The 13,030-nt window shown below is 45.8% G+C and carries 14 protein-coding genes and 1 rRNA gene; 2 read left to right on the top strand and 13 right to left on the bottom strand.

From position 1 onward, the window contains the following. Window positions 1-93: ribosomal RNA gene (locus Q338_RS09800) — 16S ribosomal RNA — on the bottom strand; the annotation flags it as partial. A 386-nt stretch (window positions 94-479) separates the two neighbouring features. Between Q338_RS09800 and alr the strand changes: the two genes are divergently transcribed. Continuing rightward, window positions 480-1,538: an alanine racemase gene (gene alr / locus Q338_RS09805; RefSeq protein ID WP_034294822.1), complete on the top strand. Its 1,059-nt coding sequence runs from the start codon at window positions 480-482 to the stop codon at window positions 1,536-1,538. Between the two features lie 175 nt (window positions 1,539-1,713). On the opposite strand, the gene speD is transcribed toward alr, so the two are convergent. From speD to Q338_RS15370, 4 genes are read right to left on the bottom strand one after another with little or no spacing between them, the layout of a single operon-like run. Beyond that, a complete protein-coding gene (gene speD, locus Q338_RS09810) occupies window positions 1,714-2,073 on the bottom strand; it encodes an adenosylmethionine decarboxylase (RefSeq protein ID WP_034294825.1) in 360 nt (119 codons plus the stop codon). Beyond that, complete coding sequence (locus tag Q338_RS14870) at window positions 2,073-2,234, bottom strand: hypothetical protein (protein WP_169815858.1); 162 nt, start codon at window positions 2,232-2,234, stop codon at window positions 2,073-2,075. Before Q338_RS14870 ends, speD begins: the two co-directional genes overlap by 1 nt. 40 nt (window positions 2,235-2,274) lie before the next feature. After that, entirely contained in the window at window positions 2,275-3,789 is a 1,515-nt protein-coding gene (locus Q338_RS09815) for a polyamine aminopropyltransferase (RefSeq protein WP_034294826.1), read from the bottom strand. Window positions 3,790-3,807: 18 nt separating this feature from the next. Then, on the bottom strand, window positions 3,808-3,936 hold the full coding sequence (locus Q338_RS15370) for a hypothetical protein (RefSeq protein WP_280517552.1): 129 nt from the start codon (window positions 3,934-3,936) through the stop codon (window positions 3,808-3,810). 50 nt (window positions 3,937-3,986) lie between these two features. Between Q338_RS15370 and Q338_RS09820 the strand changes: the two genes are divergently transcribed. After that, on the top strand, window positions 3,987-4,868 hold the full coding sequence (locus tag Q338_RS09820; RefSeq protein ID WP_034294829.1) for a transporter substrate-binding domain-containing protein: 882 nt from the start codon (window positions 3,987-3,989) through the stop codon (window positions 4,866-4,868). Window positions 4,869-4,923: 55 nt separating this feature from the next. Here the strand turns inward: Q338_RS09820 and Q338_RS09825 are convergent, their stop codons facing one another. The 8 genes from Q338_RS09825 to Q338_RS09860 all read right to left on the bottom strand — a co-directional run bounded on the left by Q338_RS09825 (window position 4,924) and on the right by Q338_RS09860 (window position 12,814). Further along, window positions 4,924-5,946, bottom strand: a complete 1,023-nt coding sequence (locus Q338_RS09825) for a quinone-dependent dihydroorotate dehydrogenase (RefSeq protein ID WP_034294831.1) — start codon at window positions 5,944-5,946, stop codon at window positions 4,924-4,926. A 73-nt stretch (window positions 5,947-6,019) separates the two neighbouring features. Next, window positions 6,020-6,238 carry a SlyX family protein gene (locus Q338_RS09830; protein WP_034294834.1) on the bottom strand — a complete coding sequence of 73 codons (219 nt, stop codon included), beginning with the start codon at window positions 6,236-6,238 and terminating at the stop codon, window positions 6,020-6,022. A gap of 74 nt (window positions 6,239-6,312) precedes the next feature. After that, the gene (locus Q338_RS09835) at window positions 6,313-7,680 is read right to left on the bottom strand and encodes a Na+/H+ antiporter family protein (RefSeq protein ID WP_034294837.1); all 1,368 of its coding nucleotides are present in this window, start codon (window positions 7,678-7,680) and stop codon (window positions 6,313-6,315) included. 294 nt (window positions 7,681-7,974) lie between these two features. After that, window positions 7,975-8,970, bottom strand: a complete 996-nt coding sequence (locus tag Q338_RS09840) for an FAD:protein FMN transferase (RefSeq protein ID WP_034294839.1) — start codon at window positions 8,968-8,970, stop codon at window positions 7,975-7,977. Between the two features lie 45 nt (window positions 8,971-9,015). Then, window positions 9,016-9,513: a nitrous oxide reductase accessory protein NosL gene (locus tag Q338_RS09845; RefSeq protein WP_034294846.1), complete on the bottom strand. Its 498-nt coding sequence runs from the start codon at window positions 9,511-9,513 to the stop codon at window positions 9,016-9,018. 179 nt (window positions 9,514-9,692) lie between these two features. Continuing rightward, window positions 9,693-10,523, bottom strand: a complete 831-nt coding sequence (locus Q338_RS09850) for an ABC transporter permease (protein ID WP_034294842.1) — start codon at window positions 10,521-10,523, stop codon at window positions 9,693-9,695. A 73-nt stretch (window positions 10,524-10,596) separates the two neighbouring features. Continuing rightward, complete coding sequence (locus Q338_RS09855) at window positions 10,597-11,496, bottom strand: ABC transporter ATP-binding protein (protein WP_034294844.1); 900 nt, start codon at window positions 11,494-11,496, stop codon at window positions 10,597-10,599. Between the two features lie 34 nt (window positions 11,497-11,530). Next, window positions 11,531-12,814, bottom strand: a complete 1,284-nt coding sequence (locus Q338_RS09860) for a nitrous oxide reductase family maturation protein NosD (RefSeq protein ID WP_051968592.1) — start codon at window positions 12,812-12,814, stop codon at window positions 11,531-11,533. Window positions 12,815-13,030: the final 216 nt, after the last annotated feature.

The following is a 13,030-nucleotide window of genomic DNA, read 5'->3' on the forward strand; positions in this document are numbered from 1 at the left end:
CACCAGGTGCAAGCACCCGTGCTGCCGTTCGACTTGCATGTGTAAAGCATGCCGCCAGCGTTCAATCTGAGCCAGGATCAAACTCTTATGTTCAATCTCTAACTTCTACAACTTCTGGTCTGCTTCAAAGAAATTAACAAGAAATAATCTTGTAACTCTCAAAACAGTGTGAGACCATCAGGCACTCACACTTATCGGTAATCTTAATTCTTAAAGAACAAACTAATCTCAAAATCTCTTGCTTGCCGTAGCAGCGAAAGACCGAATTATGACAACCCCACACGCAATCGTCAATACCTGAAAATCAAATTATTCACAAAATCTTACAATCAATATGATTTTAAATAAAATTATTTTAAAATGAAATTTTAAAATGTCTCCATATTGCCAAATTTATTCGGTTACAAAAAGCGTTAAATGGAGTACCATACGCCATCTTAATATATGTTCTGTATTTTGGGCAATTGGAAAGGACTTTTATGCGCCCCTTACTCTGCGAAATTCGTCTTGGCAACCTGCGCCACAATTATCAAACTCTGAAAAAAATTCATGGCAACAAGCTATTGGCAGTCATCAAAGCGGACGCTTATGGACACGGCGCGGTACGGTGCGCCCGTGCTTTACACGATATTGCCGATGGTTTTGCGGTTGCGTTTTTGGAAGAAGCGATTGAATTGCGTGAACAGGGCATTACCCTACCAATTTTGATTTTGGAAGGTGTATTTGAGCCACAAGAATATGATTTAATAGATAAATTAGATTTGTGGACGGTGGTTCATCAGCAAGCGCAATTGGAAAGTTTATTGGCACACAATTGGCAAAAACCTGCGACTGTTTGGCTGAAAATGGACAGCGGCATGCACCGCGCTGGCTTTTTTCCGCACAATTATGCGGCTGCCTACACGGCGTTGGCACAAAGCAATAAAGTTGCCAAAATCATTAAAATGTCGCATTTTGCCTGCGCTGATGAAGCGGAACGCGATATTACTGACCGTCAAATTGAGATTTTTGATTTGGCGTGTGAAGATTTGGCTGGCGAAGAAAGTTTGGCAAATTCGGCGGCAATGTTGCGTTTTGAAACGGCGCGGCGTGATTGGGGACGCGCAGGTTTGGCATTGTATGGCATTGACCCAACAGGAGAATTTTCAGGCTGCCTGAAACCTGTTATGCGTTTGAGCAGCCAAATTTTTGCGGAACGTGTTTTGCAACCAAATGAACCCATAGGCTACGGCGCAACGTTTTACACCAAACGCTCCACGCGCGTAGGTTTGGTGGCGTGTGGCTACGGCGATGGTTATCCGCGCCGCGCTTCTAGCGGAACACCGATTGCAGTCAAGGGTTTACGCACGCAAATCATCGGGCGCGTGTCTATGGATATGCTGACAGTGGATTTAAACGACAGTCATGAAGGCGTGGGCGATGTGGTTGAATTATTTGGCGATTTAATCAGCGTAAACGAAGTGGCGGCGGCGGCTGGCACCATTGCTTATGAAATTGTGTGCAATATGAAACGCTCAAAACGCATTTATATTGAATAAAAAATTTTCAGGCTGCCTTTCAGTACACGACAATTTTCCCAATCACGAAAATGTAGGGTGCGCCGTGCGCACCAAACTTTCTGAAATATTTAAATAATTCAATTATTTTGGTGCGCACGGCGCACCCTACGATTATTTTTTTGTCGTGTACTGAAAGGCTGCCTGAAAAACGCGTTCACAATAATCCACGATTTTGTATTTTTAAATCAAATTGTTGGGCATTTAATCCTTGCACCAAAACTTGACAGGCAGCCTGCAAATTAACACGTTCGCCACACAAAAACACGTCTGCCGCCGCAAACGCGTGTTCCGTCCAAGTGTGTATGCTGATGTGCGATTCCGCCAACAACAACACACCCGTAACACCACTCTCGCCGCCAAAATGGTGAAAATGATGAAACAATACAGTTGCTTGCGCAGATTCGGCAGCGCGTAATAATAGGGCTTGCACATTGTCCACATTGCCCAAAACAGACACATCGCAACCATGCAAATCCAATAATGCGTGTTGCCCAAGTATTTGTTTGGTTTGCATTATTTATGCCCACCCGAACCGCTATAGCCGCCACCATACGCACCGCCGCCATAACCACGCGTGGAACTGGTATTGCTGCCATCGCCAATCAGCGAATAATTCACCAGCGTTCCCACCAAAATTGTGATAATTGCCAGAATAATATAGCCATTTTTAGACATTTGTTTTTCCTTAATTTTTCATTTTCAGGCTGCCTGAAACTCAACGCATCACATTCGCCCAATCTGCTTCAAAATACGCCACTAATTTTTGATTATTCAAATAGTTAGCTTCCACATTGCGCCGCGCCATATCGGGCGGAAAACGAAACATTTGCGCCAAAGTTTCACCATTCAAAAACACAGTCGGCACATTCACTTGTTCAGGCAGCCTGAATTCGCCCGATTTATCCGCCAACACAAATCCCCATTCGCCAAAACTCGGCACATACGCATGATAAGGCGCGGTTTTCAGCCCCGCCGCTTCCAAAGTCGCCACCACCGACCAATACGCATTGGGCGCAAAATACGGCGATGTGGATTGCACCACGATTTTACCGCCGTCCGCCAAATGCCGCGCCACCAAACGATACATCGGCACGGAATACAATTTGCCCAATGAAAAATTAGATGGGTCGGGCAAATCAATAATAATAATATCAAATATTTGACTATTTTTCTCTAACCATTTTGCCGCGTCCGCATTCACAATCTGCATTTTGGGGTGGTTTAAAGCGTTTTTATTTAAATCAACCAATCTGGCAGCAGTCTGAAACGTTTTCGTCATATCAGGGTCTAAATCCACCAATGTAACTTGTTGAACTTGTGGATATTTCAAAACTTCACGCGCCGCCAAACCATCGCCACCACCCAAAATCAACACACGATGATGTTGTTTTGCCATTTGCATGGCGGGAATGACTAGGGCTTCATGATAACGCGCTTCATCACGCGATGAAAACTGCAAATTACCATTAATATACAATCGGGTATCGTCCTTCCATTGGGTAACGACCAATCGTTGATAAGGCGAATGGCTTTCATAGACCACAGGGTCGCCGAAATAGCGTTGTTCCGCTTGGAAAACCATTCGGTTGGCATAGGCAAAAGCCAGTCCCAAAATCAACAACACCACCCACGCCCGCCAATACAGTTTTTTAAAACTAGGCAATTGATGTTTAAAGGCTTTTACCGTGATGACTGCCACAGCCGCATTCAATAAACCAAATAATAACGCCGAGCGCGCCATGCCCAATTTCGGCGCAAGCACCAAGGGAAACAACAGCGACACCGCCAACGCGCCCATATAATCAAAAGTCAAAACGCGCGATACAATTTCTTTAAAATCATGGTCTTGGTGATTCAAAACGCGCATCACCAATGGAATTTCCATGCCCACAATCGTGCCAACAATCAACACCAAACCATACAATAAAGTCCGAAATGGCGCAGCCGCAAAACCAAATGCCACAAATAAAAACAACGCCGACACGCCCCCAATCAGCCCAACCAGCAATTCAATTTCTATGAAACGCGTGAGCGCGTCTTCGTCTTTGACGTAGCGCGTGATGTGCGCGCCTATGCCCATAGAAAACAGGTACAAACCAATGATAAACGAGTATTGAAAAATACTGTCGCCGAGCAAATAGCTGGCAAGTGCCGCCATAATCAATTCGTATGCCAAGCCGCAACTTGCCACGATAAACACGGATAAAATAAGGGTGCGCGAAAGTTTCATAAATATTCAATAAGTTAATTAATTTAAATGTTTTTTGTTTTCAGGCTGCCTGAATTTTTCTTTTTTCTGTAAGCATTTTAGCATTTCAGGCAGCCTGAACACGAGAAAATCCGATGAAAATGGTACAAAAATTGCTTTACATTTCACGTTAATCTTTTACAATTCGGCACTCAACCTTTACCAATGGAAGCAGAATCATGTTAAACAAAACGATTTTAGGCGCGGCGGTCGCGCTTTTATTGACAGCCTGTGGTCAAAATCAGACAAATCATGCAGCCAATCCCGCCCCTGCGGTGTCTGCACCTGCGGCGGCTTCGGCGAGCAATGTGGCTGTGGCAAGTCAGGCAGTTGCGCCCAATTCGGGCAATTTGATGGCGAAAATCAACAATAAGGAAACTTTGTTGGTTGGCACCATGGGGACGTATCCACCGTTCACTTATCATGAAAAAGACGGTAAATTAACAGGTTATGATGTGGAAGTTACCCGTGCCGTTGCCGCAAAATTGGGCGTGCAAGTGGAATTTAAGGAAACGCCTTGGGACGCGATGATGGCAGGCTTGAAAGCGGGGCGTTTTGATTTGGTGGCGAATCAGGTTGCGCTGACTTCGCCTGAACGCCAAGCGATGTTTGATAAAGCCGAACCCTATAGCTGGAGTGGCAAAATGATTGTGGCGCGCGCCGACCATGCGCCCATCGCTAAATTGGAAGACATCAAGGGCATGAAAACCACCGTGATGTTCGGTTCAAACTACGATGAAGTGGCGACCAAAATGGGCGCAGATTTGGTGCATACCGACACCATGTCGCAAGGTTTGATGAATGTGCAGCAAAAACGCGCCGACATCACGCTAAACGATGAATTGTCGCTGTTAGATTATTTGAAGAAAAATCCTGATTCGGGTTTGAAATACGTTTGGCGCACGCCTGCGGAAGAGAAATTGGGCGCAGGTTTGGTGATGAATAAGGGCAATGAAGAAGCTCTGGCGAAAATCAGCAGCGTGATGCAAGAATTGAAAGCCGATGGCACCTTGAAAAAATTGGGCGAGCAATTTTTCGGCGAAGACGTGAGCAATAAATAATTGAATTTTTAAAACAATCAGGCAGCCTGAAAGATTTTCAGGCTGCCTGATTGTTTTATTTCACGACTTTTTGACACGCTTCCAAACATTCGCCCACCAAAGCCGTGCCACGATACACCATGCCACTATAAAATTGCACCGCCGTTGCGCCCAAACGCAATTTTTCCGCCGCGTGTTCGCCCGACAAAATACCGCCCACGCCAATCACAGGCACTTTGCCATTCAATTCGCGCACCAAAGCCGCCAAGACGCGGTTAGACGCTTCGCGCACAGGTTCGCCACTCAAACCGCCTTGTTCGGCGGCGAGCGGGTGGCTACCGAGCGCGGATTTGTCAATGGTGGTGTTGGTGGCAATCACGCCGTCCATTTCGGTTTGCAAAACGATTTGGGCAATGTTTTCAATTTGTTCTGCGTCCAAATCGGGTGCGATTTTCACGGCAAGCGGCACATATTTATTGCAGGCAGCCTGCAAATGCGCTTGCTTGTTTTTCAAAGCAGTCAATAATTTAGTCAATTCATCGCCGCCTTGCAAATCGCGCAAATTTTTGGTGTTGGGCGATGAAATATTCACGGTAATATAGCTGGCGTGATGGTAGGCTTTTTCTAAACAAATCAAATAGTCATCTACTGCATTTTCAATTGGGGTGGTAGCGTTTTTGCCAATATTAATCCCCAGAACACCTTTAAAATTAGCGCGTTGCACATTGTCAATCAGCGCGTCAATGCCATGATTATTGAAGCCCATGCGGTTAATCACGGCACGGTGTTCTGGCACGCGAAACAGGCGCGGTTTCGGATTACCCTCTTGTGGGCGCGGCGTAATCGTGCCAATTTCAATAAAACCAAAACCAAGCGCGGCAAGTGCTTGGATACATTCGCCATTTTTATCCATGCCCGCCGCCAAACCCACAGGATTGGGCAAATCCAAACCCATTAATTGGGTGGGCTGGATGTACGGATTGGCAGGCGCGGGAATGCCGAGAGGGTAGGCGCGTTTCAGGGTTTTGAGCGCGAGTTGGTGGGCGCATTCGGGGTCTAATTTGAAAATCAGGGGTTGGGCGAGTTCATAGAGATTCATGGTAGATAACCTTGTTTTGAATGGGAGAATTTGGTTTTCAGGCTGCCTGAAACCCAGTTTACCAATAAAAAAATCAATAATGCGGTGGAATTTCGTCCGCGAGACTATACGGTTTTTCCGCGCCATCGGCTTGGTTTTGCTGCATTTTATTATAAAGTAAGCGCAACTGGGCTTGTTGCAAATCCAAAGTTTCGCGCATTTGGGCAACGGTGTCGTTTAAATCGGCAAGCAATTCATCTTGAAAAGCCACGCGGATTTCTAATTCTGTGATTTTATTTTCTAAATCATTCATTTATTTTACTCAATGTATTTTCAGGCAGCCTGAAAATGGGGCTGCCTGAATCATTTATTTTAATTTAATGGATTTTATAAGACCATCGCCGCAATCCAACCAAATACAAATAATGGAATATTGTAATGAATAAAGGTCGGAATCACGCTATCGCGCATATGGTCGTGTTGCCCGTCCACATTCAAACCCATTGTGGGCCCAAGCGTGGAATCGGAAGCGGGCGAACCTGCGTCGCCCAACGCCCCCGCCGTGCCGATAATCGCCACCGTTGCCAAAGGAGAAAAGCCCAATTGCATACACAATGGCACATAAATCGCCGCAATAATCGGCAAAGTGGAAAACGAGCTACCAATCCCCATCGTAACCAACAAACCCACCAGCAACATAGCAAACGCCGCCATACCTTTGCTGCCACCAAACAGTTTCAGGCTGCCATCAACCAAAGGCTGAATCGCACCTGTGGCTTTCATCACTTCGGCGAAACCTTGCGCGGCAATCATAATCATGCCTATCATCGCCATCATGCGTATGCCTGAATTGAACACATCGTCCGCGTCTTTGCGGCGCACCACGCCCATCATCATAAACACGACAAAACCCAACATCGCGCCCAATAACAAAGCATTATCGTAAATCAATTGCGTGGCAAAACACACCAAAATTGCCACCAAAGCCACACCACTACGGTAAAACGACATTTCAGGTTGCAATGCTGCCGCGTTTTGATTCGCCACATCAATTTCTTTATTTTCATAATGACGCGGTTTGCGGTAACGCCAAAACGCCAAGCCCAAACCAAACGCCATGCCCAAAGCAGGAATCGCCATCGCCGCCATCACATTGATGTTGCCCACGTCCATGCCAGCCTGTTTGATGTTGCCCAACATGATTTTTTCCAAGAAAATTTCACCAAAACCATAAGGCAAAAACATATAAGTCGTTACCAAACCAAAAGTCATAATGCACGACAATAAACGGCGGTCTATCGCCAATTTATTAAACACCAGCAATAAAGACGGCACAATCATTGGAATAAACGCAATGTGAATCGGCACAATATTTTGGCTCATTATCCCCATCGCCAGTAAACCGATTAACAAAATCCATTTTACTTTTTGTAAACCAGCCGCGCTGTCATTTTGCATTTTGCGTACAATTGCGCCAGTTGCCTGTTGTGGCAAGCCTGAGTGCATAATCGCAGTTGCAAACGCGCCCAGCACCGCATACGATAAAGCGGTGGACGCGCCTTTTTCCAAACCTGTTTGGAAATACGTCATAATGCCTTTGGTGGCTTCGCTTGCGCCATCGGGTGTGAAATCGGCAATGGGTAAACCTGCTGCGATGCCGCCCGCAAATGCGCCAATAATCAAGCTCAACACCACATTAATGCGTAGCACCGATAAAATCAGCATAACCAGTACGCCGAGTATGACTGCGTTCATTAGAAATTCCTTTGAATTTAAATGGGGAAATGTTTTCAGGCTGCCTTTCATTACCCTACAAATTTTTGTCTACCACTCATCTGTTCCCTCTCCTGTGGGAGAGGGTAAAACTTTCAATGCACCACGATTTTTCCCTCTCCCCAGCTCTCTCCCAAAGGAGAGGGTAAGATTGCTGTATCTCAACGATTTCAGGCAATATTTTATTTTTGTAGGGTAGCGAAAGGCTGCCTGAAAAGGTCAAATCAGAATTTTAACCGATTTTAACCTTTTCAGGCAGCCTGAAGCGCATTCAAATTATCCAATGGTTTTCACCGAACCGTCCAACATCACCAACCATACTTTGGCTTTCGCTTTGGCGGCGGCGGCTTGAATATCCTGTTCGCTGCTCACGGCGAATGCGGTGGAGAGCGCATCTGCCATAGCCGCCGTGTCTGCCAACACGCTCACGCTTTGATAACGTGGCGTGCTGCTGCCCGTGCGCGGGTCAAACAAATGGGTGAATTTGCCCGCCGTGTCAAATTGTGTACCGTAACCGCCTGAAGTTGCCAATGCTTTGTTTTGTAATGGAATGTGTTGATTAGGAATGGTGCCGTTTCCGCGTGGATTTTGGATTTTTGCCATTTCCGTGTGTTGTTTTAATTTATCAAAATGGCGCAATTCACCCATATTCACCAAAGCGTGTTGCATACCTGAATTTTGCAATAATTGCGTAACGCGGTCGGTAATATAACCCTGTGCAATGCCGTTGAGCGTAATCGCCATATCGCGTTTAAAAAACGTAATGCGTTGGCTTTCCAAAAACACATATTTCAAGCCCACTTTATTTAAGGCAGCCTGAAGATTGGGCGCAACGCTGCTGTGTGGATTTTTGGCAAAATGCTGGGCATAAGTTTGCCATAAAACTTGAACAGTCGGGTCAAACGCGCCTGCCGTCAGCGTATTGACCGTTTTCGCTTGGCTCAATACCGCCAATAAATCCGCAGACGGCGCATTCAACAAACCCGCGCGATTCAATTGCGACACTTGGCTTTTATCATCGTACACGCTAAACACTTTTTCCAAGCGCGACACTTCCACCAATGCTTTTTGAATCAGATTTTCCGCAATGGCGCGATTGGGGTGATACAAACGCAATTCCGCTTCCGCGCCCAATGCCGTGCCGCGCCATATCACGGGTTCAAGGGCGGTTGGCGTGGTTTTTGCTGTTTGCGCGAATGCGCTGGGCAACATCGCGCTGGCAGACAGCGCAGCAGAAATGCCGATAAAACGGCGGCGTGTGGTATTTTTCATGGTTGATTCCTTATTTTTATTGTATGTGTGTTGAAATTTAAGTTATTATTTATAAATAAATTCATCGGGCATTTCATCAAATTTGACAATACGCCCACCATTTTTTTGTACAAAATCTTGTGCTTTCGCCAAATCCGCAAACGGCAACGCGTCCACCGCCCCCATGCCGCCGATAAATTGGCTGTCTATTACATAATGCGCGGTTTTCGCGTCTATCCAAGCGTGGTCGGCATTGGGTTTTGTCCAATCCTGCACCTGCCCCATATCGGTAACGTACACCGCCGCCACATCTTTCGGTTCACCAGGGTGGCGGGTAAAGCCAAACGCTTGATTCACCGTAGAAAACCAAATTGGCTTATCCGATTGACTGTGCAGGAAAATTTGTGCTTTACCGCCATTGTGTTCTGTCAAATTCATGGTGCAATAATAGCCTTTAGCTTGTTCTGTAATGGCTTGTGGTTGTGGCACGCTGTTGGACGTTTGCTGGGACTGGGAACACGCGCTAATAATTGAAGCAATGATAAATAATAAAATTTTTTTCATATTAAACTCGTTATAATGGAGTGAATGGATTTTCAGGCTGCCTTTCATACACGACAATTTTCAATCACGAATCATGTAGGGTGCGCCGTGCGCACCAAACACCACAATATTTCAGTCATTTGGTGTGCACGGCGTACCCTACTGTGCGTTTTGTCGTGTACTCAAAGGCAGCCTGCAAGCTAAATCTGCCGCCGATTAAATGCCCACGCCGCCAAAGCAAACGGCACCACAATCCACCCCAATTGCGCTGCCAATAACACCGTTTTCCCCAAGCCAATTTGCCCACTCACGCCCGCCATGCCCGCATACATCGCCGTGTTTTCAAAACCCGTTAAATTCAACAAACGGTAAATATCGGTGGGATTAAGCAATAAAATCAGCTCCAATATTTTCGCATTAATCGCGTGCGTGCTGTCCGCCACCAAAATCCCCAGCAATGCCATATCAAAAATCACCACCAAAAACAGCCACACGCCAATTGCAATGCCCGCTGCCGTGCCACGTTCTTTCACATTTGCACTAATCAAATAGCCCAAAGACAAAAACGCCGCCCCCAACAACACACTCGCCATAATCAACAGAAAAAATGGTTTCCATGCCGCCGCGTTCAAGCCACCAAAATTCAATTGTACAATCACACCAGCCGCACCATAACCCACCAAAGTCGCTGCCAATAACAATGCAATATGCCCGATAAATTTACCGCGTAAAATCTGCCCACGCGAAATCGGGTAACTCAATAATAATGCCATCGTACCACGTTCAATTTCGCCAATCAGCGCGTCATACGCCATCAACATCGCAATCAAGGGAATCAAAAAAATAGACAAACTAGACAAACTCACCACTGTAACCGTCAAAGGATCGGTTTTTACGCTGCCCGTTGGTGCGCTGCCCAAAAAGCCCAACACCAATGCCAACACAAACATCAATACAGTCGCCGCAAGCACCCAGCGATTACGCAAATTATCACGAATTTCTTTTTCAGCAATGATTAAAGTCGGAGACATGATTTTATTCTCTTTTATTTTTATTTAATGAATTGATTTTTCAGGCTGCCTGAATATTATCCAAACCCTAAATTCACACATCTTCCCGCTTCAAAAATTCCGCATACATTTCGTCCAAAGTGGGTGTGTGAATATCCAATTGCGCCACATTGTCCAAACTGCCTAATTCATGCAAACGTGCCATTTTTTCGTATTCTGCACATTCGGTGGTGTATTGCAGGCTGCCTGAAATGCTTTGCCAATGTACTGGTAATGATTTATCCGATTGAAAAGTAACCTGAATATGAATCGGCAAACCGCTTTGAATATGCAATTCGCGCATATTGCCATCGGCGACTTTATGCCCATTTTTCATCACAATAATGCGGTCGGCGTGCCCATCTAATTCTGCTAATGCGTGGGTGGACAATAAAATTGTTGAGCCTTGCTGTTTTAACTCATTGATAATTTGATAAAACATTTGCCGAGACGCGGGGTCTAGCCCTGTGGTGGGTTCGTCCAGCAGCAAAAGTTTGGGTTCACCAAGCAAGGCTTGTGCCAACGCCAAACGCTGGCGCATGCCTTTGGAATATGCGCCCACGCGTTTATTTGCTGATTGGGCAATGCCCACGCGTTCCAAAAGCGCGTGATTGTGTGCCAAATCAGTGCCTTTGAGTTTGGCATAAAAATCCAGCGTTTCCTTGCCTGTGAGCGATGGGTGCAAAGCAACTGTTTCGGGCAAATAACCGATTTGGCGGCGAATATCTGCCGTTTTCAGGCTGCCTGAAAGGTTTTCACCAAATAATGATACGCTACCCGAATCAGGACGAATCAAACCCAAAATCAATTTCATGATGGTGGATTTGCCTGCACCATTGTGTCCCGCCAAACCCACGCATTCGCCAGCTTGTAGCGTTAAATCCACTGTGTTTACCGCTTTTTGTGCGCCGTAGTGTTTGCTGACTTGAGATAGGATTAAATGTGTATTATTCATTTGGTTTTATTAATTAAAGTTTATCAACAGGGTTTCAGGCTGCCTGATGTTTTTGCTGCCATTCACGCAATTTTTGCAAAGTATCGGTTTCGGGCAATTTCATTAAGGGTTTGGTGTCGGTAATGCCACCTGGCATAATGGCGGGGAATTGCTGTTGTGCCCATTTCACCACGCTCACCGCAGGGCTGTTCACCAGCAAACGCGCTGCAGGTGCGCGCCAGACAATTTGGTCTATTATGCCATTGGGTTTGTAGGCGGTATCGGCAAAACCATCGCCGTCTAAATCAAACGCGCTATTGTCGCTCCAAAAATTGCCCTTGCCACCTTCCGCCCAATCCATAAAACGTGTACCCACGTATTTAATTTGTAATTCATTATTTACAAAAGAATTTTCTTGAACTTTCATGCCTTCAGGCGCGGCGGTAAAGTGTATGCCTATGCCACAATTGGCAAAATAATTATTCATCAAACGATTGTGGTTGGCATTGTATACAAATACACATTTATCTGATTTATCAATGGCATTACCTATGATTTCGGAATGGTTGGCATAATTCAACATCATGCCTTGTTCCATATTATTCCATGCGATGTTTTGGTTTACCTTAATGCGCTCGGAAAACATAATTGCATAGCCAATGGTATTGTCATAAGCAATATTGTGGTTGATTTCGCTGTCATTGGTGTACATATAATGCACGCCATAGCGTAGTTTGTGGAAGACATTGAAATTAAAGGTATTAAAATTACTGGCATTGGAAAAAATGCCATCGCGCCCATAGGAAATATCATTGTGCAATACTTTGGCGTGGGGTGCATTCCACAACGTTACACCATTGCCACGTTCATTTACGCGCAATTGTTTGTTGCCCACAATCGTGTTGCCCTGAACCAAAGATTCCGCCGCACCCCACACATACACGCCCACCGAATTATCCAAAATGTGATTGTCCAAGACTTGGGCGCGAGTGGCGGTTTTGTCTAAAAACACGCCCGCGTCCATATCAGGCAAACTCAAGCCCGAAGCGGTAACCGTCAGATTTTTCAGTGTAACATCAGGTGCAGCTACGCTAATGGTGCGACCCGTGCGGTCGCCTTCAATGATGGTGGCGTGATTGGCTGCGCCTTGAATGGTTAAGGGTTTATTGATGATGATTTTGCCTGCGTATTTGCCTGCCGCCAATTGCAAAGTGTCGCCAGTTTGAGCGGAATCTATGGCAGCCTGCAAATTATCCTGTGGCGACACCGTCAGCACCGCCGCCAACGCATTGACAGGCAATAAACACAGCAGAGAGCAAAGAAATTTGAAATTTACCATTTTGTTTTAAATAATTTATCTGTGTAGGCTGTTTTCAGGCAGCCTCACAATACACGACCATTTTTTGAAGTTACTACCAACCTGTCCCCTCCCCCGTCTCCAACGGGGGAGGGCTAGGGTGCAGACCTGCCAAGTTCTCATCGTGTCGTAGGGGCGGATTTTATATCCGCCCTGTGGGAAGTACCACAATTCAAATATCGTAGAAAGGGCAGATAT

Source organism: Alysiella crassa DSM 2578 (genome assembly GCF_000745955.1).
Classification (GTDB): Bacteria; Pseudomonadota; Gammaproteobacteria; order Burkholderiales; family Neisseriaceae; genus Simonsiella; species Simonsiella crassa.

Excerpts from the sequence above, each read along its gene's own strand:
- Q338_RS09820 (WP_034294829.1), top strand. The coding sequence starts at position 3,987 with ATGTTAAACAAAACGATTTTAGGCGCGGCGGTCGCGCTTTTATTGACA.
- Q338_RS09840 (WP_034294839.1), bottom strand. The coding sequence starts at position 8,970 with ATGAAAAATACCACACGCCGCCGTTTTATCGGCATTTCTGCTGCGCTG.
- Q338_RS14870 (WP_169815858.1), bottom strand. The coding sequence starts at position 2,234 with ATGTCTAAAAATGGCTATATTATTCTGGCAATTATCACAATTTTGGTG.
- Q338_RS09850 (WP_034294842.1), bottom strand. The coding sequence starts at position 10,523 with ATGTCTCCGACTTTAATCATTGCTGAAAAAGAAATTCGTGATAATTTG.
- Q338_RS09855 (WP_034294844.1), bottom strand. The coding sequence starts at position 11,496 with ATGAATAATACACATTTAATCCTATCTCAAGTCAGCAAACACTACGGC.
- Q338_RS09830 (WP_034294834.1), bottom strand. The coding sequence starts at position 6,238 with ATGAATGATTTAGAAAATAAAATCACAGAATTAGAAATCCGCGTGGCT.
- speD (WP_034294825.1), bottom strand. The coding sequence starts at position 2,073 with ATGCAAACCAAACAAATACTTGGGCAACACGCATTATTGGATTTGCAT.
- Q338_RS09845 (WP_034294846.1), bottom strand. The coding sequence starts at position 9,513 with ATGAAAAAAATTTTATTATTTATCATTGCTTCAATTATTAGCGCGTGT.
- Q338_RS09835 (WP_034294837.1), bottom strand. The coding sequence starts at position 7,680 with ATGAACGCAGTCATACTCGGCGTACTGGTTATGCTGATTTTATCGGTG.
- Q338_RS09815 (WP_034294826.1), bottom strand. The coding sequence starts at position 3,789 with ATGAAACTTTCGCGCACCCTTATTTTATCCGTGTTTATCGTGGCAAGT.
- Q338_RS09860 (WP_051968592.1), bottom strand. The coding sequence starts at position 12,814 with ATGGTAAATTTCAAATTTCTTTGCTCTCTGCTGTGTTTATTGCCTGTC.
- alr (WP_034294822.1), top strand. The coding sequence starts at position 480 with ATGCGCCCCTTACTCTGCGAAATTCGTCTTGGCAACCTGCGCCACAAT.
- Q338_RS09825 (WP_034294831.1), bottom strand. The coding sequence starts at position 5,946 with ATGAATCTCTATGAACTCGCCCAACCCCTGATTTTCAAATTAGACCCC.